The sequence below is a fragment of the Nonomuraea rhodomycinica genome (assembly GCF_013363995.1).
GTDB lineage: Bacteria > Actinomycetota > Actinomycetes > Streptosporangiales > Streptosporangiaceae > Nonomuraea > Nonomuraea rhodomycinica.
In genome coordinates this window covers 383,627-404,216 of the sequence record NZ_JABWGO010000003.1, presented here as the reverse complement: position 1 = coordinate 404,216, position 20,590 = coordinate 383,627, and the positions used below count along the sequence as shown (strand labels likewise).

Here is a 20,590-nt window from a genome sequence, read left to right as displayed (position 1 = left end):
CGACATGGAGTCCGGCGAGTACGCCGAGGGCGACCTGCGCTGCGAGGACGGCCGGATCGCCGAGACCGGGCGCGGGCTGCGCGCGCCGGACGGCGCCCGGGTCCTCGACCTCGCCGGCGCCCGGGTCGTGCCCGGCCTCATCGACGCGCACGTCCACGTCACCGCCTCCACCGCCGACCTCGGGGCGCTGCCGTCGATGTCGCCCGCGTACGTCGCCGCGCACAGCGCCCGCACCATGGGCGGCATGCTCGACCGCGGCTTCACCACGGTCCGCGACGCCTCCGGCGCCGACTACGGTCTGGCCGACGCGCAGGCCGAAGGGCTGATCCGGGGCCCGCGGCTGCTGTTCTGCGGCCGGGCGCTGAGCCAGACCGGCGGCCACGGCGACCTGCGGGGACGCGGCCAGAGCTCCACGGACGACCACCCGTGCTGCGCGGGCGTCGGCCGCGTCGCCGACGGCGTGGACGCGGTCCGCGCCGCCGCCCGCGACGAGCTGCGCAAGGGCGCCCACCACCTCAAGGTCATGGCCTCCGGCGGCGTCGCCTCACCGACCGACCGGATCGACTCCACGCAGTACTCCATGGACGAGCTGCGCGCGGTCGTCGAGGAGGCCGAGGCCGCCAACCGCTACGTCGCCGCGCACGCCTACACCGCCCGCGCCGTCAACCGGGCCCTGGAGGCCGGGGTCCGCTCGGTCGAGCACGGCAACCTCATCGACGACAGCAGCGTCGAGCTGTTCCTGCGGCACGAAGCCTTCCTCGTGCCGACGCTGGTCACGTACTGGGCGCTCAAGGAGGAGGGCAGGGCGTTCGGCCTGCCGGAGGGAAGCTGGCGCAAGGTGGACGAGGTGCTGGACGCGGGGCTGCGGGCGCTGGAGCGGGCGCACCGGGCCGGGGTGCGGCTGGCGTTCGGCACGGACCTGCTGGGCGGCATGCACCGGCACCAGAGCCACGAGTTCCGGCTGCGCGGCGAGGTGCAGCGGCCCCTCGACGTGCTGCGGGCCGCCACGACCGGGGCCGCGGAGCTGGTGGGGATGGCCGGCGAGATCGGCACGCTGTCCGTGGGGGCGCGCGCCGACCTGCTCGTGCTCGACGGCGACCCGCTGCGCGACCTCGGCGTCCTCGCCGAGCCGAAGCACCTGCGGCACGTCGTGCAGGACGGCCGGGTCGTCGCCCCGGCCTGACCACCGGCGCGGTCGTCGCCCCGGCCCGACCTCCGGGGCGGTCGTCGCCCCCGCCCGACCTCCGGGGCGGTCGTCGCCCCCGCCCGGCCTCCGGGGCCGCCGCGCGGCGGGCGGGTGTCAGCGGGGGGCGAGGAGGTCGGCGACCGCCGCGATCCCGCGGGCGATGGCGTCCTCGCGCAGGTTGCCGAAGCCGAGGACGAGCTCCGCGCGCCCGTGCGGCCCCACGGGCTCCCGGCCGGACCGGTAGCCGCTCATCCCGTACAGCCCGACCGACCGCTCCCGCGCGGCGGAGACGACCTCCTCCTCCGTGACCGCCTCCGGCAGCCGGGCCACCGCGTGGAATCCGGCGGCGAGCCCGCGCGGCTCGACGCCGGGCGCGTGGCGGGCCAGGGCGGTCACCAGCGCGTCGCGGCGGCGGGCGTAGGAGGCGCGCATGCGGCGCAGGTGCCGGTCGTAGCGGCCGGACCGCATGAGCAGGGCGAGCGCGAACTGGTCCAGCCCCGGCGAGCCGCGGTCGGCGAGGTGCTTCTCGGCGGCCACCGCGGCGGCCAGGTGCGGCGGGCACAGGATCCAGCCGAGCCGCAGCGCGGGCGCCAGCGCCTTGCTGACCGTGCCGAGCGCGGCCACGTGCCCCGGGGCCAGCCCCTGCAGGGATCCGACCGGGTCGCGGTCGTAGCGGAACTCGGCGTCGTAGTCGTCCTCGATGATCGTCGCGTCGCGCTCCCGGGCCCACGCCACCAGCGCCTGCCGCCGGGACGGGGCCAGGGCGACGCCGGTCGGGCACTGGTGGGCCGGGGTCAGCACGACCGCGCGGGCGCCCGTGGCGGCGAGGGCCGCCACGTCCAGGCCGTCCTCGTCCACGGGCACGGCGATCGTCTCCAGACCGGCCCGCGCGGCGAGGAGCCGCTGGTCGGAGTCGCCCGGGTCCTCGACGGCGACGCGCCGCACCCCGCGCTCCCCCAGGACGCGCAGGAGCAGCCCGTACCCCTGCGCGAACCCTGAGCAGACCACCAGCCGGTCCGGCTCGGCGACCGCGCCGCGCACCCGTCCCAGGTACGCCGACAGCACCGCGCGCAGGTCGGCGTCGCCGTACGGGTCCGCGTAGCCGAGCCGCGCGTCCGGCAGGCGGCGCGACGCCTCGCGCAGCGCCCACAGCCAGTCGTGCCGCGGGAAGCCCGCGAGGTCCGGCACGCCGGGGCGGAAGTCGGCGGCGAGCCGGGGCGGCTCGGCGGCGGCCGGCGCCGGCGGCGAGGGCGGCACCGGGGCGCAGGGGGCCACCCGCGTCGCCGAGCCGAGGCGGGTGACCAGGTATCCCTCGGCCTGGAGCTGGGCGAAGCAGTCCACGACCAGTCCGCGCGAGACGCCGAGCCCCTGGGCCAGGGCGCGGGAGGAGGGCAGCCGCTCCCCCGCCGCCAGGCGGCCGGCGCGGATGGCCTCGCGCAGCTCCCGTTCGAGCTGGGACCGCAGCGGCTCGGGGCGGTCGCGGTCAAGGCGCAGCAGCAGGTCCGGGATCGAACCGGTCCACTCGATCGGCACAGAACTGGAGCTTATCCGCGTACCGGTTGGCGGCTTACGGTCGGCTGGCCGGGACAGACGGCTGGCCGGGACGGACGGAGACGGCGGATCGCGGGCGGTCCGGCGGGGTCCGCGGCTCAGGTGGACGACGTGACGTGAGGTGGTGGCGCGTGAACGCGCGTGCGTGGGTGGCCTTCGGAGCCGTGTCCCTGCTGTGGGGCCTGCCGTATCTGCTGTTGAAGATCGGGGTGGACGGCGGGCTCTCGCCGGGCTTCCTCGCGTGGGCGCGGGTGGTGCTGGGAGCGGTCACGCTTCTCGTGCTGGTGCCCCGGGGGGCCGTGCGGGCGGCGTTCCGCGGGCGGCTGCGCTGGCTGGCCGCGTTCGCGGTGGCCGAGGTCGTCCTGCCGTTCCCGCTGATCGCGGTGGGCGAGCAGCACGTGTCGTCCTCCCTGGCCGCGACGCTGATCGCGGCGGCGCCGCTGTTCGTGGCGGTGCTCGCCCCGCGCTTCGACGCGGCCGAGCGCGTGACGGGGCGGCGCCTGGCCGGCCTGTTCGCGGGCCTGGCCGGGGTGGCGGCGCTGGTGGGGGTGGACGTCAGCGGACGTCCGGACGAGCTGCTCGGCGCGGCGGCGATCCTCGGGGCGGCGTTCTGCTACGCGGTCGGACCGATGATCCTCAAGCGGCGGCTGGCCGACCTGGACCCGCGCGTGTCGATGGCCGCCGTCCTGGTGCTGTCGTCGGCGCTGCTCGCCCCGGTGGCCGCCCTGGACGCGCCGCGGGCGATGCCCTCGGCCGGGGTGATCACGGCGGTGGTGCTGCTCGGCGTGCTGTGCACGGCGGCGGCCATGGTCTGCTACGGGATGCTGGTCGCCGAGGCGGGCGCGGGCCGCGCGCTGGTGATCACGTACGTCAACCCGGTCGTGGCGGTGATCCTGGGCACGGCGCTGCTCGGCGAGCGGCCGGGCGCCGGCATGGCGGTGGGCCTGCCGCTGATCCTGCTCGGCTCGTGGCTGTCCACGCGCCGGGCGAAGCCGCCGGTCACCGCCGCCGCCCGCGATAGGTCACGACCTTGTCCCCCGGTGCCGGGTACGCCATGACCAGCAGGCGCTGGGTGCCGAGCCGCTCGCCCTTCCACGGGAACCACGCGAAGTGGACGCGGACGCGGTAGTGCCCCTGGCGGCCGCCCAGCGACAGGTCGGGCAGGACGATGCCGGAAAGCCCGTCCATCAGCGTCATCTCTCCGGAGGCGTTGAGGTAGCCGACCTCGACGACCTCCTCCCAGCCCTCGGTCTCCACCGGCGGGCGCCGCGCGTACGTCTCCAGGGTGACGCAGACGTGGAACTCGGGGCTCAGGTAGAGCGACAGGTAGCCGGGGGAGCTGGAGACCCTGCCGCGCCTGGTCTCGGTGCCGTTCTCCTCGCCGCTGAGCTCGTCGATCATCTCCAGACCCACCTCGGTCCACCGCGGCTCCTCGAGCACGACGGCCCTGAAGGGCTTGATCAGCGGCCGGTGGCGCGGGGTCGCGGCGCACTTGCGCCGCTCCTCCGCCTTGAACTCCGCGAACGCGCGCTCGTCGGCGGCCTCCTCGTCCGCCCACGCGGCGGCGGCCGCCGGGCAGATGTCCTTCAGCACGGACTCCAGGTCGTCCGGGCCCAGCTTCTCGTGGGTCCGCAGCCGGTCCAGCTCGGCCGGGTCACGGCGGGTGTAGACGCCGCACAGGCGGCGTCCGTGCGCCAGCAGCACCTGGTCGGACGCCGTGTCACGGTAGGCGAGCGTGCTGCCCGCGCGTGCCCGGCACACGAACGCGCGCGCTCCCGTCCGCGGCGGGAGCTCCTTCTCGCGGTCCTGCTCCCACCAGTTCGGGGACGCGCAGTCGCCGGCGGTCGTGAAGGTGCCACGCTGCTGGTCGGCCGCCGGTACCAGGACCAGCGTCACGGCGGCGGCGAGCGCCGCCAGGAGGACGCGGCGGCGTGAGCGTCGCACCGGGGCGGTGCCGTTCGGCGCGGTGGCGTTCGGCGCTGTGCCGTACAGCGCGGTGGCGTTCGGCGCGGTGGCGTACAGCGCCGCGAGCACGAGGGCGGACGCGGCGAGCGCCAGGCCGAACCACAGCGGCGAGATCCCCGCGGGCTCGCCCTCGGCCGGGGCCGCCTCGGGGACGACGGCGGAGAGCGCGCAGAGCACGGCGACGGCCACCAGGGTCCATATGGTGGCGCGCAGCGGACCGCGCCTCCCGCGCAGGACCGCGACGAGCACCAGCACGGCAGGGGCCCCGACGCCGACGAGGACGTCCAGCGCGCCCCAGGCCGCGGACGCCGTGACGCTCGCGTGCGCGCGGACGAACCCCTCGACGGCTCCGCCCCGGCCGACGGCCGTCAGGCTGCCCCGGGCGAGGTCGACGGCGGCCGGGACCAGCGGGAGGAGCACCGCCACGGCCGCCAGGGGCCAGGGCCGCGCCGGCACCCGTTCCCGTGCCGGCGACGGCTTCGAGGAGGGCTCCGGGGGCGGTCCGCCCAGCTCGTGCGCGGAGCGCGCCTCCCACACCACGCCGGACAGGCCCAGCACGCCCACGACCATGACGACGAGCATGGCGGGGTCCACGCCGAGGCCGAACGAGGCGAAGAGGAACCTCGTGGGCAGGAGGTGGCCGGCCACTGCCGCGAAGACCCCGATCCCCACGGTGGCCCGGCTCCACCGCGGGTCCCGGGCCTGGGCGGCGAGGATCACGGCCAGCCACACCAGCCGGAACGGTTCGCGGTTCACGACGACGGCCATGAGCGGAGCGGGCGCCGCGAGGTCCAGCTCCGCGACGACGGCGCCGGCGGCGCCCAGCACCACGGACAGCATGCCCGCCACCAGCGCGAGGATCCGCCGGCCTGGGGGGATCACCCCCTTCAGCACGCGGAACCACAGCCAGACGACGGCCCCCTGGAGCAGCACGCCGAGCCGCTCCGGCCACCACAGGCCCGGTATCGGCAGCCGGTCGAGCAGCATGAGGCCGGCGGAGGCGTACAGGGCGGCGCGCAGCCACCCGGCCGCCCCTCCCCGGCGGCCGGGCTCCCCGGCCCGCCGCCCGCGCAGCACCTGCCACAGCGCCCAGCCCCGCACGAGACCGGCCGCGACCACGACGAGCTCCACCCACCAGACGGACGGGATCAAGTCGGAGCCCCAGGTCCCCACGGCGAGGCGGCGCAGGAGCGAGGGGTCGCCGGTGACCAGCGCGACGGCGCCGGACGCGACGACCGCGACCACGTAGAGGCCCGCGAGCGGCGCGGCGATCCTGCCGAAACGGTAGCGGCGCACGGTGGCTTCCTCGGGGACCGGCCCTGCCGGGCCGAGCTGACGGACCGGACGGGGGTGCCGGGAGCGCGCCGCGAAGGGGCGCGTGAAGGAGCCCACCCTAGCGAGCCGCCCCGAAGATGATCAACTCGGCCGCCCGGGGCCCGCCAGGCCGCCCGGTCAGCCCGGGGCCTGCCGGCTGAGGTGCTCCCACGCCTGGTAGAGCTCCGTCCGGGCGCGGTCCAGCTGCTGGACCATGTCGTACGACGCGCCGCCGACGATCAGCCGCCGGGGCGGCTCCGGCAGCGACGCCAGCTCCAGGATGACCGGCGCCGCCGTGCTCGCGGCGGGCCCGGCGTCGTCGCCCCACATCTCGGCCAGCTTCGCGCGCAGCGGCTCGTAGGCGGGCAGCGGCTCGGTGGCCGTGGTGCCGGCCGTGAACAGACCCGTGTCGTACCCGCCCATCTGCACGATCGTCACCTTGACGCCGAACGGCTCCAGCTCCATCGCCAGGGCCTCGCTGAGCGAGTCGAGCGCCGCCTTGCCGGCCCCGTAGAAGCCAACCGAGGCCATGCCCCCGCTCGTGCCCATCGAGGTGACCTGCAGGATGCGGCCCGCGCCCTGCTCGCGCAGGTGCGGGATCACGGCCTGGCTCACCCAGAGCGCGCCGAAGAAGTTGACGTCGAGGTGCGCCCGGACCTGCTCCTCGGTGGCCTCCTCGACCATGCCGTACAGGAGCCCGCCGGCGTTGTTGACCACGACGTCGAGGCGGCCGAAGGCGGCCACCGCCCGTTCCACCGCCTCGTGGACGGCCGCCCGGTCGGAGACGTCCAGCGGCAGCGGCAGCAGCCGGCCCGGGTGCCGCTCGGCGAGCTCCGCCAGCGGCTCCACGTGGCGCGCGGCGGCCACGACGCTGTCCCCGGCCTCCAGCGCCGCCTCGGTGAACGCCCGGCCCAGGCCACGGGATGCGCCGGTGATGAACCACACCTTCCCGGTCGTCACGGGCCTCACCTCCTTGTTCTTCTTCGCTTGACGAGGCGAGACGGTTCGTCTCGCCGCCGAGAGTCTGCACGACCGGCGGCCGCTCGTCAAGACGAACCGTCTCGTCTCGTTCCGTGGTATCCTCCCCGGCATGTCCGAGCTCAGGAAGCCCGACCCCGCGCGGCGCAGCGAGCGGTCGCGGCACGCCATCCTGGAGGCGGCCCGCGCGCTGATCGGCGAGGTGGGCTACGGGAAGGTCTCGATCGAGGCCATCGCCGCGCGCGCCGGCGTGGGCAAGCAGACGATCTACCGCTGGTGGCCGTCCAAGGGCGCGGTCGTCTTCGAGTCGATCCTCGCGCTCAGCCAGGATCCGCAGGGCGAGGAGCTCGCCCTGCCCGACACGGGCGACATCGAGGCCGACCTGAAGCTCGTCATGCGGGCGACGGCGGCCGAGTTCGCCGACCCGGCCTTCGAGGCGCCGATCCGGGCGCTCACCTCCGAGATCATCAACGATCCCGAGCTGGCCGCCCAGTACCGCGAGAGGCTGGCCGGCCCCCTCGACGAGGCCAAGAAGGCGCGGCTGCGCGCCGCCCAGGAGGCCGGCCAGCTCGCCGCCGACGCCGATCTCGACCTGGTGCTCGACGTGCTCTACTCCCCGCTCCACCGGCGCTGGCTGCACCGCTCGGGCCCCCTGACGCCCGAGTACGCCGACGCGCTCGTGGACGTCACGCTCCGGGCGTTCCGCCCCTGACGCCCTCCGTGTATAGTCTGCGCGTAGACAATCTACGCGCGGACTAAAGGAGTGCGTCCATGTTCCTGTGGAGCTTCGAGCACAGCGCCGAGACGACCGCCCCCGCCGAGGCGGTGTGGGCGCTGTACGCCGACGTGCCCGGCTGGGTGCGCTGGGACACCGGCCTGGAGCGGGCCGAGCTGCACGGCCCCTTCGCCGCCGGGTCCGAGATCGTCATGACGCCCCAGGGCCAGGACGAGGTCCGCGCCCGCATCATTCGGGCCGACGAGAACGACACGTTCGCCGACGAGACCCTGTTCGGCGAGGTGGTCCTGCGCTTCACGCACACGCTGGAGCCGTTCGCCGGGGGCACCCGGGTGACCCACCGCCTGGAGGTGACCGGCCCCGGAGCCGGGGAGATCGGCCCGGCCGTCGCCGCCGACCTGCCCGACGCGGTGGCCGCCCTGGTCGAGCTCGCGGAGGCGGCGTGAGCCTCACCCCGGACGACAGCCCGGGCTTCCTGCTGTGGCGGATCACGCTGCGCTGGCAGCGGGCCGTCACGGCGGCCCTGGAGCCCTTCGACCTGACGCACGTCCAGTTCGTCCTGCTGGCGTGCGCGTGGTGGCTGAACCGGCAGGGCGGCCGGCCGAACCAGCTCAGCGTGGCCCGGCAGGCCGGCGCCGACGTGAAGATGGCCTCCCAGGTGCTGCGCAAGCTGGAGGACAAGGGCCTTCTCGTCCGCGAGACCGACCCGGCCGACAGCCGCGCCAAGCTGCTGCGGGTCACCGACCGGGGCCGCGAGCTGATCGAGCGGGCCGTCGCCGAGGTGGAGCGCACCGACGCGGCGTTCTTCGCGGCGGCGCCGGACCCGCCCGCGCTGGTCTCGACGCTGCGCGCGCTGGCGGAGGAGGAACACCGATGATGCTCCTGGGCGCCCGCGCCCCCTTCGACTTCGGCGCGTCCCTGCGTTTCCTCGCCCGCTTCCCGCCCGCCGCCGGCGAGCAGGAGATCACCGGGACGACGCTGGTGAAGGCGTACCGGGTGGCCGGGCACACGGTACGGGCGCGCCTGTCCCCCGCCGGGACCGGCCTGCGCTGCGAGCTGGAGTCCCCCGATCCCCTGACCGACGAGGTCGTCACGGCGGCGGCCGACCGGATCAGGTTCCACCTCAGCCTGGACGACGACCTGACCGGCTTCTACCAGGCCGCCGACGAGGGGTTCCGCCCGGTGGTCGAGCGGCTGCGCGGCTACCACCAGGTCAAGTTCCCGTCGCCGGTGGAGAACCTGGTGTGGGCCGTCCTGTGCCAGCGGACGCCGATGCGGGCCGCGGCCCGCGCCAAGGCCGCCATCGTCGCCCACGCCGGCAACCCGTACGGCGCCTTCCCGGACGTCGGCCAGCTCCTGGAGACGCCCGCCGGCCTGGCCGGCGACCCGCGCAAGGCGGGCCGGCTGCGCGCGGCGCTGGAGAAGTGGGCGGAGACCGACGAGACGTTCCTGCGTCACGGGCCGTACGAGGAGGTCAAGGCGTTCCTGCTGGGACTGCCGGGGATCGGGCCGTGGTCGGCGTCGTTCATCCTCATCCGCGGGCTGGGGCGGATGGAGGAGGCGCCGATCGACCGGGAGCTGGCGCGCTCGGCCGCTGCCGCCTACGGGCGGACGCTCGGCGAGCGCGAGCTGCGGGAACTGGCCGCCGGGTACGGGCCGTGGCAGGGGTACTGGGCGCACTACCTGCGCGTGGCCGGCTGAGGCGGGAGACGGCCCCCTCGGGCGGGTTCGGACGGTCAGGTCCTCGGACGGTCAGCTCCTCGGACGGTCAGCTCCTCGGACGGTCAGATCCTCTGACGGTCAGCTCCTCGGACGGTCAGCTCCGAGGGGTGGCGGCGGCGTCCAGGAGGGGACCCAGCTCGCGGGTCACGGTCGTCAGGGCGCGCACGTCACGCTCGGCCCGGGCGATGAGGATCGCCCCCTCCAGCGCGCTGATCATCAGGGTGGCGAGCGGTTCGGCCCGGGCGGCGGGCACGCCCATGTCCGCCAGCGCCCGCGCGACCGGCGCGGTCCAGCGGGCGAACGCGGCCGCCGCGGCCTCCCGGGTGGACTCGGCCGCCTCCGAGCAGTCCACGGTCGCCGCCGCGACGGGACACCCGCCCGCCTCGAACCCCGCCGAGCCGTACTCGTCGATCCACTGCGCGGCCATCGCGGCGAACAACCGGCTCGGCGACGGCTCCGGCATGCCGGCCAGGAACCGGGCGACGCGGCCGGCGGCGTAGCGGCCCGCCCAGTCCACGGCCTCGTTGACGAGCTGCTCCTTGCCGCCCGGGAAGTAGTGGCGCAGCGAGCCCCGGGGCGCCCGGGCGTGGGCGACCACGTCGCGCATCCCGGTGGCGGCGACCCCGTCGCGGCGGATGAGCTGCGCCGCGCTGAACACCATCCGCTCCCGCGGCCCCCGCTCCTTGTCCGTCATCCCGGCCTCCCGCCTCCGCCGTCCCGCCCCGGCCACGATCCACCCTGAGGCCCAGGCCGCCGGGACCGCCTGATCGCGGCGGCGTGCTTCACGAGTGCCTCGCGGCTCGGACATCCGCGTTCCGGGGAAAGACTACCGCCCCCTCTATGACGCTTGTCATATCGCGTTCTAGTATGACGACTGTCATAGACAGGCTGGTCGCACGGGCGGGTGGTGGTGCGTCGTGGACGTGGGGTTCATCGGTCTCGGGGTCATGGGACAGCCGATGGCGCTCAACCTGGCCCGCGCCGGGACGCCGCTCGTGGTGTGGAACCGCAGCCCGTCCCGGGCCGAGCCGCTGCGCGCGGCCGGCGCCCACGTCGCGTCCGGCCCCGGCGAGGTGTTCGGGCGGGCCCGGGTGGTGTTCCTCATGCTGGCGGACGAGGCGGCCATGGACGCCGTCCTGGGCCGGGGCACGCCCGCCTGCGCCGACCGCGTGGCGGGACGCGTCGTCGTCCACATGGGCACGACCTCGCCGGACCACTCGCGGGAGCTGGAGGAGGACGTCCGGGCGGCGGGCGGCGGCTACGTCGAGGCGCCCGTCTCCGGCTCGCGCGAACCCGCCGAGGCCGGGCGGCTCGTGGCGATGCTGGGCGGGGAGCCCGCCGACGTCGAGGAGGTGGCGCCGCTGCTGGCGCCGATGTGCCGGGAGACGTTCGTCTGCGGGCCGGTGCCGGGCGCGCTGCTGACGAAGCTCGCGGTGAACCTGTTCCTCATCACCATGGTCACCGGGCTCACCGAGGCGTACCACTTCGCCGACCGGCACGGCCTGGACCGCCGGCGGTTCCTCGACGTCCTGGACGCCGGGCCGATGGCCAGCGCCGTGTCCCGGATGAAGGCGCCCAAGCTGCTGGCCCGCGACTTCGCGGTGCAGGCCGCGGCGCTGGACGTGCTGAAGAACAACCGGCTGATCGCCGAGGCGGCCCGGGCGTCGGGCCTGGCCTCGCCCCTGCTGGACGTCTGCCACGACCTGTTCGGCGAGACCGTGGAGCTCGGGCACGGCGCGGCCGACATGGTGGCGGTCCTGCACGCCATCGAGGCCCGCACCGGGGCCCACCAGACCGCAGCCGGGAAGCCCGTCGCAGGCGCGAGCGGTCCGCACGCAGTGCGCTAGACGCGGTCCGCGCCGGGTGCGCTAGACGCGGTCCGCGCCGGGTGCGCTAGACGCGGTCCGCACCGGGTGCGCTAGGCGCGGTCCGCGTCCTCGGGCGGCGCGGCGTGGCGGGCCAGTTCGGCCTCCGCCCACTCGGCCCACTCCTTGCGCATCGCGAAGAAGCGCCGGCCGTACTCCAGGGTCAGCCGCCCGTAGAGCGACAGGTTGTCGTCGCCCCACGTCACCTCCTGCTGGAGCGCGGCCAGGCCGTCGCGCCGCTCCCCCATGGTCGCGGCGCTGTCGCGCAGGTACGCGCGGGCCCGCTCGGGTTCGAGCTGCCCGAGGAAGAACACCTTCAGCAGCACCCCGTCGCGCCGCGCGGGCCGGGGCTGCTCCTCGACCAGCCACCGGCGCAGCTCGTCGCGCCCCGCGTCCGTCGCCCGGTACTCCTTGCGCCCGCGCGGCCCCTCGGCGGCGACCTCGATGAGGCCGTCGGCCGTGAGCTTGGCCAGCTCGCCGTACACCTGGCTCTGGGTCGCCGTCCACACGTTCGCCAGCGAGATCTCGAAGAGTTTCATCAGGTCGTAGCCGCTCGCGCCGTCGAGTTCCACGATCAGGCCGAGGACCGCATGCCGCAGGCTCATGACCGGAACTCTACCTCTCAGGATTGACATGTCAAAACTGGAAGGTCTAAGTTCGACGTGTCAAAGTTGGAATGTCGTCTGGAGGCGACGTCATGCTGAAGTACTACGGCCGGACCTTTCTCCCCTGGATCGCCCTCGCCGTCGTCAGCGGGTTCGACGCCCGCACCGGCGCGATCACCGGCCTGGCCGCCGCGCTCGTCCTGCTCGCCCTCGACCGGCTGCGCTCCGGCATCGCGTGGAACGCGCTGATCCTGGAGACCTCGACCACTGTCTACATGGCGCTGCTGACCGCGCTCTCGTTCGCCGCGCCGGGCTCGCCGGTGCTGGGCTACGGCGCGTCGCTGGCCATCGCGTGGCTCGCCGTCACCGCGTGGGGCACCCTGGCCGCCGGCCGCCCGTTCACCGAGGGCATCGCGCGCCGCCAGGTCGAGGCGCACATCGCCGCCACGGAGCGGTTCCGGCAGATCAACGTGGTCATCACCAGGGCGTGGGCCGTGGGCTTCACGCTCACCGCGATTGCGCTGGCCTGCGTGCAGCACTGGGCGCCGCAGGCCGTGGCCGTGCTGGTCGCCTGCAAGGTCGCCGGGTTCACCCTGCCCGCCGTCTTCACCGCGCGCTACACCGCGCGGGCCCGGGAGCGCGCGGCGGCGGCCGCCGCGACGCGGCCGACCCTCTGACGCCTGCCGCCCAAAGACGCCTGCCGCCCGAAGCCACCCCGCTGAGCCTGTGAGGAGCACCGAGATGAACCGGCCGAACGGAACCTCCCCGTCCCTGTGGCTGGAGGGCCACCGCGCCCCCGTCCCCGACGAGATCGACGCGGCCGGCCTGCCGGTCGAGGGCGTCCTGCCGCCCGAGCTGACCGGCCGCTACTTCCGCAACGGCCCCAACCCGCTGCCGGGCACCCCGTCGGCGCACTGGTTCACCGGGCCCGGCATGGTCCACGGCGTGCGGCTGCGCGACGGCCGCGCCGAGTGGTACCGCAACCGCTGGGTGCGCACCACGAAGTTCACGGACGGCGCCCGGTTCGTCCGCCCCGACGGCACGTTCGACCACGCGGCCGTCCCGGCCAACACCCACGTCGTGCCGCACGCCGGCCGCATCCTCGCGCTGGTCGAGACCGGCCTGCCGTACGAGCTGACCCCCGAGCTGGACACGGTGGGGCCGTGCGACTTCGGCGGGCTGCTGAAGGGCGGGATGACCGCCCACCCCAAGGAGGATCCGGTCACCGGGGAGCTGCTGTTCTTCGGGTACGGGCTCGTCCCGCCTTACCTCACCTACCACCGGCTGTCGGCCGGCGGGCGGCTGGTGGAGAGCCGCGAGGTGGAGGTGCCGGGCCCGACGATGATGCACGACTTCGCCGTCACCGCCGGCCACGTCGTGTGGCTGGACCTGCCGGTGGTCTTCGACATGGCCCTGGCGCGCGGGGGCGGGGGCATGCCGTTCCGCTGGGACGACGCCTACGGGGCGCGGCTCGGCGTGATGCCGAGGGCCGGCGGCCCGGTGCGGTGGTTCGACGTCGATCCCTGTTACGTCTTCCACGTCGGCAACGCGTACGAGGACGCGGCCGGGCGGGTGGTCGTGGACGGCGTCCGCTACCGGCCGGCGGACTTCACCGCGTTCTGGCCGAGTATCGGCGGCCAGGCCGATCCGTCCGCCGCGACCGTCGCGAACGCCCCGGTCCGGGCGGCGGCCACCGGAAGCTCCCGGCTGCACCGCTGGACCCTGGACCCGGCCTCCGGGACGGCCAAGGAGGAGCCGCTCGACGACCGGCCCGTGGAGTTCCCCACCCACGACGACGCCCGCACCGGTCACGCGCACCGCTACCTCTACACCGCCGCCGCCGACGCGATCGTGAAGCACGACCTGCGCTCCGGCTCCTCGGCGGCGCTGGAGCTCGGCCCGGACCTGGTGCCGGGCGAGGCGGTGTTCGTGGCGGCCGAGGGCGCCCGGGCGGAGGACGAGGGCTGGCTGCTGTCGATCGTCACCGACCGTGCCGGGCAGGGCTCCGAGCTGCTGGTGCTGGACGCCGCCGACCTGTCGCGCACGGCCTCGGTGCGGCTGCCGCGCCGCGTCCCGGCGGGCTTCCACGGGAGCTGGATCCCCGACCCCGCGTCCTGACGCCCTCCCCGCGACAGGGCGAGGTGCTGGCAGGGGGTCAGGCGAGGGTCTGGTAGGCGGCGGTCCAGAAGTCCCTGATGAGGTTGGGCGTGTCCGGGGAGTCCTGGGCCGTCTGGGTGAGCAGGACGCCGACGAGCCCCTCGGCGGGGTCGGCGTACGCGCTCGTGCCGAGGCCGCCGTCCCAGCCGAACTGGCCCGGCGAGGCCAGGTCGCGCCGGTGGGTGCGGACCGCCATGCCGAAGCCGTAGCCGCCGTGGCGGCCGAAGTGGTCGCCGAAGGCGTCCTTCTCCGTCTTCTGCGCGGGCGTGAGCCGGTCGCCGGTCATGAGCTCGACCGAGGCGCGCGACAGGACGCGCACGCCGCCGAGCGCGCCCTTGCCGAGCAGCATGCGGTAGAAGGCGTGGTAGTCGTCGGCCGTCGAGACCAGGCCGTCGCCGCCCGCCGCGAACACGGGAGGCCGGCTGTACCGGCCGCCGGCGGCCTCGTCCCACACCGTCAGCCCGCCCGTCTCCGGGTCGTGGGCGTAGCACACGGGCAGCCGGTGGATCTCGTCCGCGGGGACGTGGAAGCCGGTGTCCTTCATGCCGAGCGGGTCGAGGATCCTCTCGCGCAGGAACGTCTCGAACGGCTGTCCCGCGACCCTGGCGACGAGCACGCCGAGGACGTCGGAGCCGGTGTGGTACTGCCACAGCTCGCCCGGCTGGCGCATGAGCGGCAGCTCGCCCAGCCGCCTGATCCACTCGTCGGGCCCGAAGTCCGGCGCGGTCGTGTCGAGGCCCAGCTCGCGGATCGCCACCTGGACGGGGTACGTGTCCGGGGGCGCCGGCACGGCGCCGAAGCCGAAGGTGAAGGTCAGCAGGTCGCGCAGGGTGATCGGCCGATGGGCCGGCACGGTGTCGTCGAGCGGCGCGTCCAGGCTCCTCAGGACCCGCCGGTCGGCCAGCTCGGGCAGCCATGGGTCGACGGGGTCGTCGAGCCGCAGCCGGCACTCCTCGACCAGGACCATCGCGGCGGCGGCCGTGACGGGCTTGGTGGCGGAGGCCATGCGGAAGATCGTGTCCCTGCGCATGGGCTCGTGGCCCCCGGCGCTCAGGGTCCCCATGACCTCGACGTGCGTCTCCTCGCCACGGCCGACGAGGGCGACGAGGCCCGGGACGGCGCCGGACCCGACCGGCCGGGCCAGCACCTCGCGCATGCGGTCGAGCCCGGCCGTGGACAGGCCGCCGCCGGGCACCGGGGCGTGCTCCTCGGCCCTGCCCTGGGTGGCCCATCCCCCCGTGGAGTCCCAGGTGCCGCTCATGTCCCAGGTGGTGGTCTTCGGCATGGTGGCCGCCCTCTCGTTGCGTACATCACTCGCGCTTGCGAACACTGTACGCACACCGGCATGTCGTACGCAACCAGGGACGGCGGCGGCGCTCAGCCGAGCCGGTCGCGCAGCGCCCGCAGGCCGGTGAGCATGATCGTGAGGCTGTAGCCGAAGTCCTCCTCCGGCGTGATCCCCGCCGCGTGGCGTTCGCGCAGGGCGGCGGCGAGCACCGGGAAGGGGAAGCCGTCCCGCTCCACCGCGCGCGCCTCCTCCTCGGGCGCGGGCCGCGACTGCTCCTCCAGGGCGCGGCCGACGACGAAGTGGACCAGCGCGCCCGCCGCCCGCGAGGCGTCCGCCAGGCCGAAGCCCGCGCCGTGCAGCACCTCGGTGATCCGCTCGGCGAACGTCCCCATCGCGACGGCGCGCGTGAGGTCCGCGCCGGCTGCCACGCGGGCCCCGTCGCGGTGGGCGAGCAGGGCGCGCCGCAACGCGCGGAGCGAGCGCTCCAGCCACTCCCACCACGGCTCCCCGGCGGCGGGACGGTCCAGCTCCCCGGCGGCGGGGGCGAGCATGACGTCGACGACCTGGTCGAGCAGCGCCCGCTTGTCGGCGAAGTGCCAGTACAGCGCCGGCGCCTGGACGCCGAGCGCCGAGGCGACCCTGCGCACGGTGAGCTTGTCCAGCCCGTCCTCCTCCAGCAGCCGCAGCGCCGCGCGGGCCGCCACCTCCTTGTCGATCGGCATCGCTCGCCGCTCCTCCCGTCTCGTCGGCCCGTCGTCCCGGCTTGACACTTTAACAAGTTAAAGGCACGGTGTTCTTTAACAAGTTAAGGAGGCAGTGATGGACGCCGATGTGATCGTGGTCGGAGCCGGGCCGGTCGGCCTGCTCCTGGCCGCCGAGCTGCGCCTGGCCGGGGCCGAGCCGCTGGTGCTGGAACGGCTGACGGAGCCGTCGCCGCTGCGCAGGTCGCGCGGGATCGGGCCGCTGGCCGCCGAGGCGCTGCGGCGGCGCGGGCTCGGCGAGCGGCTCACCGAGCACCAGCCTGAACGCGGAGCCCAGAAGGCGCGCGAGCACGGCAGCGCGAAGGACCACTTCGCGTGGATCCACAAGATCGACCCGCAGCTGCAGGAGGAGCCGGACCGGCGCGGCGTCCTCATCTGGCAGCCCGACCTGGAGGCCGTGCTGGGCGAGCACGCCGCCGGGCTCGGCGTGGCCGTCCGCCGCCGGCACACCGTCACCGGGCTCTCCCCCGGCGAGGACGGCGCCACCGTCACCGCCGGCACGCCCACCGGCGCGCGGCGGCTGCGCGCCGCGTACGTGGTGGGGTGCGACGGCGGGCGCAGCACCGTGCGCAAGCTCGCCGGATTCGCCTTCCCCGGCACCCCTCCCCTCATGACGGCCCGCCAGGCGCACGCCGAGGTGGCCGACCCCGGCGCGCTGCCGCCGCCGGGCCGGCTGCCCGGCGGCATGCTCCTCCACGGCCCCGGCGGCATCGGCACGTTCGACTTCGCCGACGCCCACGAGCGCCACGAGGGGCCGGTCACGGCGGAGGAGCTGCGGGCCAGCGTCCGGCGCGTGGCGGGCGTGGACGTGACGTTCACCCGGATGGACGACGCCCTGCGCTTCACCGACCAGGCCCGCCAGGCCGCCACCTACCGCCTGGGCCGGGTGCTGCTGGCGGGCGACGCGGCGCACGTCCACTCCCCCAACGGCGGCCAGGGGCTCAACCTGGGGCTGATGGACGCGGTCAACCTCGGCTGGAAGCTGGCCGCCGAGGTCCGCGGGACCGCCCCGGACGGGCTGCTCGACACCTACACCGCCGAGCGGCACCCCGCCGGGGAGGCCGTGCTGCGCAACACGCGCGCGCAGTCGGCGCTCATGCTGCCGGGGCCGCACACGGACGCGCTGCGCGACATCGTCGCGGATTTGATGGACATCCCCGACGTCAACCGCTATTTCGGCCGGCTGCTGTCAGGCCTGGGGACGCGGTACGCGTTCCCGTACGCGACGCCGGAGGCGCACCCGCTGACCGGCGCGCACTGCCCTGACGTCACGCTCTCCGTGGCGGCGCGGCCGGGCCGGGAGGTGCCGCTGAGCCGGCTGACCACCGGCGGCAGGCCCGTGCTCTTCGCCCCGGCGGGCGGCCCCGCGGTCGCCGCGGCGGCCGGTTGGCGGCCCGGGGTCGAAGTGGTGGAGGTCACGGCCGTGGACCACCCCGCGCTGGGCGGCGCGCTGGTCCGTCCGGACGGGGCCGTCGCGTGGGCGTGCGCGCCAGGCGAGCCGCCGGGGACCGCCCTCCTGGAGGCGGCGCTGCGCACCTGGTTCGGCTCCCCGTCCTCGGCGAGGATCTCACGTCAACACTGAGCGTGCAGCGCGCTCCCGCGCCCACGGCGTCGTCCCGATCTCCCTTGGCAAGCTCGCCGGAACGACAGAGCCCGCCGACTTCAGTCCGGCCATTTCCGGAGCGGTCCCTTCGGGCAGCGAACGCGTCAAGGAGATCATGGACGCCGCAGGGGGCGGCGCAGCGGGAGGATCCGATGTGCAAGGCGTATCGTCATCCCCGTCCAAGCAGGTGAGCAGGGATTCTCTCTCGCGTTTACAGGCGACGGCGTCATTGCCCGTCTTTCTGAGACAGGTGAGGAAGTGCTTCCCAAGGCCGTAACAGGCCAGCTCCGGGAGGTCGGCGTCGATACAGGTGAGCATGGCGTATCCCGTCATGACGCAGGCCGCCTGGTCGGGTTGGCCGAATTGAGTGTGGCATTCTTCGGTGAGCCGTACCGCCTGCCGGCAGCTGTGGTCCCCATAGAGGGATGACCGGCCGACGTCACGGCATTCCCTATATGTCCGGAATGCCGTCCTACAGAGCTTCTCATCAGCACCTCCCCGACATTCGACGTAGGGCTGCGGGGAGCGCTGGATGACAGGTCGGGAGGCGCCGGGCGTGAGGACGACGGCCAATGCCAGCAAGGTCAGCAGCATCAGCAGGACGCGCCTGCTCGCGCCCGGCGCTTCCGATGTCATTTCTTGGGCTCGATGTCGATGACCAGTGGGCCGGGCTCACCGCTCGCGGGCACCGTAACGCTCGTCGTGACAATGATGCTCTTTCCTGGATTCGCTTTCACGACGTTCTGCCACTTCTGATTGACTTGCTCGACCATGCCCTTGCCTGCCACATTCACCAGGTTGCATACCCCGGTCAGCACATCCGTGATGCTGGGACCGGATATTCCGGATAGTCCACAGACGGTGGCGACATCGACGGCGTCCACGAGGTTCTTCATGAGCCATGCCTGGGTAGCCGAGTACTCCCACGTGCACTTCGTGTAGTTGCCGCCCATCTGGACGTGCTTCTCGCACTTCTCCTTCGGCATGTCCGTACATTTCTCGACGGTCGCCTTCTTGAAGCACTCGATGAAGGCAGCTCCCAGCTGCCCGCAGCCGATCGTGTCCTCTTTCGTCACATTCAGGCAGTCGATCTCGAGCATCCCGATCCCTCGGCACGCGTTACCGGGAACGTCGTCGCGCACACATCCTTCGACAGCGGAGGCCACACTCTGACAGGCAGAATAGCCGTGGTTGTACCCCTTGCCCCCGGATACCTTGCTGTAATCCACGGAGCGGCAGGTCGAGTAAACGTCCTGCACCATATCGCACTCTTTCTCCCCCTTCTGCGTGAATCGGCATTTCTCGTAGATGAGCGTGCCCTCGGCGCATGCCTTCTTGTCATAGGCCTGTCGGCACTCCATGTACTGCCCGTTGCCTTCGAAGCATACGGACCGGTCGGCATGCGTGTAAGTCTGGCCGCTCGTCCGGCAGGGAAGTCCTGCGTCGCCGGGGTCGTCTGTTTGATCTCCTCACCGAAGCCGTTGAACGTCCAGCTCGTCAGATAGGTGTCGTCCATGGGTGAGGACGAGCGGGCGTCCCGGTGCCCGGTCTTCAGGTCATTGCGGGAGTCGAACGGGTCGTCGATCTTCAGGTAGTACGAGAAGTACTCGGTGAAGCAGGTGTCTGCCGTCCGGCACGTCTTCTTCGACAGCATGTTCCCCCGGCTGTTGAACGCCACCTCCGTCACGTTGCCGTTCGGGTCGACGACCTTGGCCGGGAACCCGCCCGTGTCATAGGCGTAGCGGGTGGTCTGGCCGAGCTGATCGGTCTGGGAGACCGGCCGGTTGCCGCGCTGGGCGTCGTCCACGTAGGCGGTGGTACCACCACGCGGGTCGATGACCGTGGTGGTGGCGAAGGTCAGGAAGTTGGTCTCCTTCGTGTACGCCGGAGGCGACGGTTTCCAGACGCCTCCGTTGGCGTCGGTGCACGTGGACAGGCGGCCGCCGTCGCCGGCGTAGGCGTTCTCTGTCTCCGTGCGCCCGGTGCGCGTGACCGCCTTGGTGAGCTGGGGCTGCGGAGAGCGGGCCGCATAGTGCAGCTTTACCGGGTGAGCGCCGAGCGGCTTGCCGTACACGGCGACCTCGTCGATCTCTCCGGCGAACGGGAAGGCGGCGGTGGAGCCGGTACTGACGGGCCAGGCGGAGGAGCCGAACCCGGAGCCGACACGCGTCTCCCACTGACCGGCGTGCGAGATCTCGCCGGCCAGCGTGCCGACCTGACGGCCGTCAAGGTGAAGGGTCTGGGTGTCTTGGGCGCCGGAGAGCACCACGTGATGCCAGACACCGTCGTTGACGCGCGTGGACGAGGTGATGGGGGCGGACCTGTCGGTGTAGAACCGGCCGCGCAGCTTGCCGTCGGTACCGACGTAGATGCCGGGGGTGAAAGCCGTCGGTGTGCTCACGGCAGAGTTCTGGTAGCCGATGACGGTGCCGGAACCGGTCGTCTTGAACCACGCTTCCACAGCGAGGTTGCCGCCCTGGCCACTGATGGCGGTCTCGGGCAACGTGACGTAGGTGGAGCCGGTGGCGCCTTTGAAGCGCATCGCCGTGTCCGTCGATCCGGTCAGCGCGCCAGGGACGGCGGCCACGCGGAACGGGCCCCGGACCGAAACTCGGCGGGAGCGGCTGCGCGCGCACGACGCCGTGTCCACGTCCCTCCCCCTGCTGAGTGACCGGAGGCTGGGCGAGCTGTCGGACGGGGCCGCCCCGGCCGGGGCGGGCATCGGCGGGGCGTCCGCGCTGCTGGAGGCGGCGGCCGGCGTGGCGTTCATGAACGCCCGCGGCCTGCTGCACTTCGACGCCCCACTTCCTGAACGTCCTGACCGCCGGGCGGCGGCTCTACTTCGCCGACTTCGGCCTG

The 20,590-nt window shown here is 74.1% G+C and carries 19 protein-coding genes; 10 read left to right on the top strand and 9 right to left on the bottom strand.

Features of this window, described 5'->3' with window-relative positions; translation table 11 throughout:
- The first annotated feature begins 4 nt into the window (after nucleotides 1-4).
- Nucleotides 5-1,183: a metal-dependent hydrolase family protein gene (locus HT134_RS17625; RefSeq protein ID WP_175601712.1), complete on the top strand. Its 1,179-nt coding sequence runs from the start codon at nucleotides 5-7 to the stop codon at nucleotides 1,181-1,183.
- A gap of 117 nt (nucleotides 1,184-1,300) precedes the next feature.
- Here HT134_RS17625 and pdxR read toward each other — a convergent pair whose 3' ends face one another.
- Entirely contained in the window at nucleotides 1,301-2,719 is a 1,419-nt protein-coding gene (gene pdxR / locus HT134_RS17620) for a MocR-like pyridoxine biosynthesis transcription factor PdxR (RefSeq protein WP_175601450.1), read from the bottom strand.
- A gap of 149 nt (nucleotides 2,720-2,868) precedes the next feature.
- Between pdxR and HT134_RS17615 the strand changes: the two genes are divergently transcribed.
- Nucleotides 2,869-3,795: a DMT family transporter gene (locus tag HT134_RS17615; protein WP_175601449.1), complete on the top strand. Its 927-nt coding sequence runs from the start codon at nucleotides 2,869-2,871 to the stop codon at nucleotides 3,793-3,795.
- On the opposite strand, the gene HT134_RS17610 is transcribed toward HT134_RS17615, so the two are convergent.
- Nucleotides 3,737-5,998, bottom strand: a complete 2,262-nt coding sequence (locus tag HT134_RS17610; RefSeq protein ID WP_175601448.1) for a hypothetical protein — start codon at nucleotides 5,996-5,998, stop codon at nucleotides 3,737-3,739. The two genes, HT134_RS17615 and HT134_RS17610, sit on opposite strands and share 59 nt — an antisense overlap.
- Nucleotides 5,999-6,154: 156 nt before the next feature.
- Nucleotides 6,155-6,976: an SDR family NAD(P)-dependent oxidoreductase gene (locus HT134_RS17605; RefSeq protein WP_312888195.1), complete on the bottom strand. Its 822-nt coding sequence runs from the start codon at nucleotides 6,974-6,976 to the stop codon at nucleotides 6,155-6,157.
- Nucleotides 6,977-7,106: 130 nt separating this feature from the next.
- On the opposite strand from HT134_RS17605, the gene HT134_RS17600 reads away from it, so the two are divergent.
- Genes HT134_RS17600 through HT134_RS17585 form a run of 4 tightly spaced genes read left to right on the top strand, consistent with a single transcriptional unit; the run spans nucleotide 7,107 to nucleotide 9,431 of the window.
- A complete protein-coding gene (locus HT134_RS17600) occupies nucleotides 7,107-7,706 on the top strand; it encodes a TetR/AcrR family transcriptional regulator (RefSeq protein ID WP_175601446.1) in 600 nt (199 codons plus the stop codon).
- A gap of 59 nt (nucleotides 7,707-7,765) precedes the next feature.
- A complete protein-coding gene (locus HT134_RS17595; RefSeq protein ID WP_217707978.1) occupies nucleotides 7,766-8,176 on the top strand; it encodes an SRPBCC family protein in 411 nt (136 codons plus the stop codon).
- Nucleotides 8,173-8,607: a MarR family winged helix-turn-helix transcriptional regulator gene (locus HT134_RS17590; RefSeq protein WP_175601445.1), complete on the top strand. Its 435-nt coding sequence runs from the start codon at nucleotides 8,173-8,175 to the stop codon at nucleotides 8,605-8,607. Before HT134_RS17595 ends, HT134_RS17590 begins: the two co-directional genes overlap by 4 nt.
- Nucleotides 8,604-9,431: a DNA-3-methyladenine glycosylase family protein gene (locus HT134_RS17585; protein WP_175601444.1), complete on the top strand. Its 828-nt coding sequence runs from the start codon at nucleotides 8,604-8,606 to the stop codon at nucleotides 9,429-9,431. Before HT134_RS17590 ends, HT134_RS17585 begins: the two co-directional genes overlap by 4 nt.
- A 115-nt stretch (nucleotides 9,432-9,546) precedes the next feature.
- Here HT134_RS17585 and HT134_RS17580 read toward each other — a convergent pair whose 3' ends face one another.
- A complete protein-coding gene (locus HT134_RS17580) occupies nucleotides 9,547-10,146 on the bottom strand; it encodes a TetR/AcrR family transcriptional regulator (RefSeq protein ID WP_175601443.1) in 600 nt (199 codons plus the stop codon).
- Nucleotides 10,147-10,369: 223 nt separating this feature from the next.
- On the opposite strand from HT134_RS17580, the gene HT134_RS47660 reads away from it, so the two are divergent.
- Nucleotides 10,370-11,299, top strand: coding sequence for an NAD(P)-dependent oxidoreductase (locus HT134_RS47660; RefSeq protein ID WP_175601442.1), 930 nt, complete (start codon nucleotides 10,370-10,372; stop codon nucleotides 11,297-11,299).
- Nucleotides 11,300-11,370: 71 nt separating this feature from the next.
- Here HT134_RS47660 and HT134_RS17570 read toward each other — a convergent pair whose 3' ends face one another.
- Nucleotides 11,371-11,922, bottom strand: a complete 552-nt coding sequence (locus tag HT134_RS17570) for a PadR family transcriptional regulator (RefSeq protein ID WP_175601441.1) — start codon at nucleotides 11,920-11,922, stop codon at nucleotides 11,371-11,373.
- A gap of 92 nt (nucleotides 11,923-12,014) precedes the next feature.
- On the opposite strand from HT134_RS17570, the gene HT134_RS17565 reads away from it, so the two are divergent.
- Both HT134_RS17565 and HT134_RS17560 read left to right on the top strand, forming a co-directional pair.
- Complete coding sequence (locus HT134_RS17565; protein WP_175601440.1) at nucleotides 12,015-12,599, top strand: hypothetical protein; 585 nt, start codon at nucleotides 12,015-12,017, stop codon at nucleotides 12,597-12,599.
- A 64-nt stretch (nucleotides 12,600-12,663) separates the two neighbouring features.
- Nucleotides 12,664-14,040: a carotenoid oxygenase family protein gene (locus HT134_RS17560; RefSeq protein WP_175601439.1), complete on the top strand. Its 1,377-nt coding sequence runs from the start codon at nucleotides 12,664-12,666 to the stop codon at nucleotides 14,038-14,040.
- Between the two features lie 37 nt (nucleotides 14,041-14,077).
- Here HT134_RS17560 and HT134_RS17555 read toward each other — a convergent pair whose 3' ends face one another.
- Both HT134_RS17555 and HT134_RS17550 read right to left on the bottom strand, forming a co-directional pair.
- Nucleotides 14,078-15,364: a serine hydrolase domain-containing protein gene (locus HT134_RS17555; RefSeq protein ID WP_246364511.1), complete on the bottom strand. Its 1,287-nt coding sequence runs from the start codon at nucleotides 15,362-15,364 to the stop codon at nucleotides 14,078-14,080.
- Nucleotides 15,365-15,456: 92 nt separating this feature from the next.
- Nucleotides 15,457-16,089, bottom strand: a complete 633-nt coding sequence (locus HT134_RS17550) for a TetR/AcrR family transcriptional regulator C-terminal domain-containing protein (protein ID WP_175601438.1) — start codon at nucleotides 16,087-16,089, stop codon at nucleotides 15,457-15,459.
- A gap of 97 nt (nucleotides 16,090-16,186) precedes the next feature.
- On the opposite strand from HT134_RS17550, the gene HT134_RS17545 reads away from it, so the two are divergent.
- A complete protein-coding gene (locus tag HT134_RS17545) occupies nucleotides 16,187-17,710 on the top strand; it encodes an FAD-dependent monooxygenase (RefSeq protein WP_175601437.1) in 1,524 nt (507 codons plus the stop codon).
- A gap of 653 nt (nucleotides 17,711-18,363) precedes the next feature.
- Here the strand turns inward: HT134_RS17545 and HT134_RS17540 are convergent.
- Nucleotides 18,364-18,831 carry a hypothetical protein gene (locus HT134_RS17540; protein ID WP_175601436.1) on the bottom strand — a complete coding sequence of 156 codons (468 nt, stop codon included), beginning with the start codon at nucleotides 18,829-18,831 and terminating at the stop codon, nucleotides 18,364-18,366.
- Nucleotides 18,810-20,381, bottom strand: a complete 1,572-nt coding sequence (locus HT134_RS17535) for a LamG domain-containing protein (RefSeq protein WP_175601435.1) — start codon at nucleotides 20,379-20,381, stop codon at nucleotides 18,810-18,812. Before HT134_RS17535 ends, HT134_RS17540 begins: the two co-directional genes overlap by 22 nt.
- Between the last annotated feature and the right edge of the window lie 209 nt (nucleotides 20,382-20,590).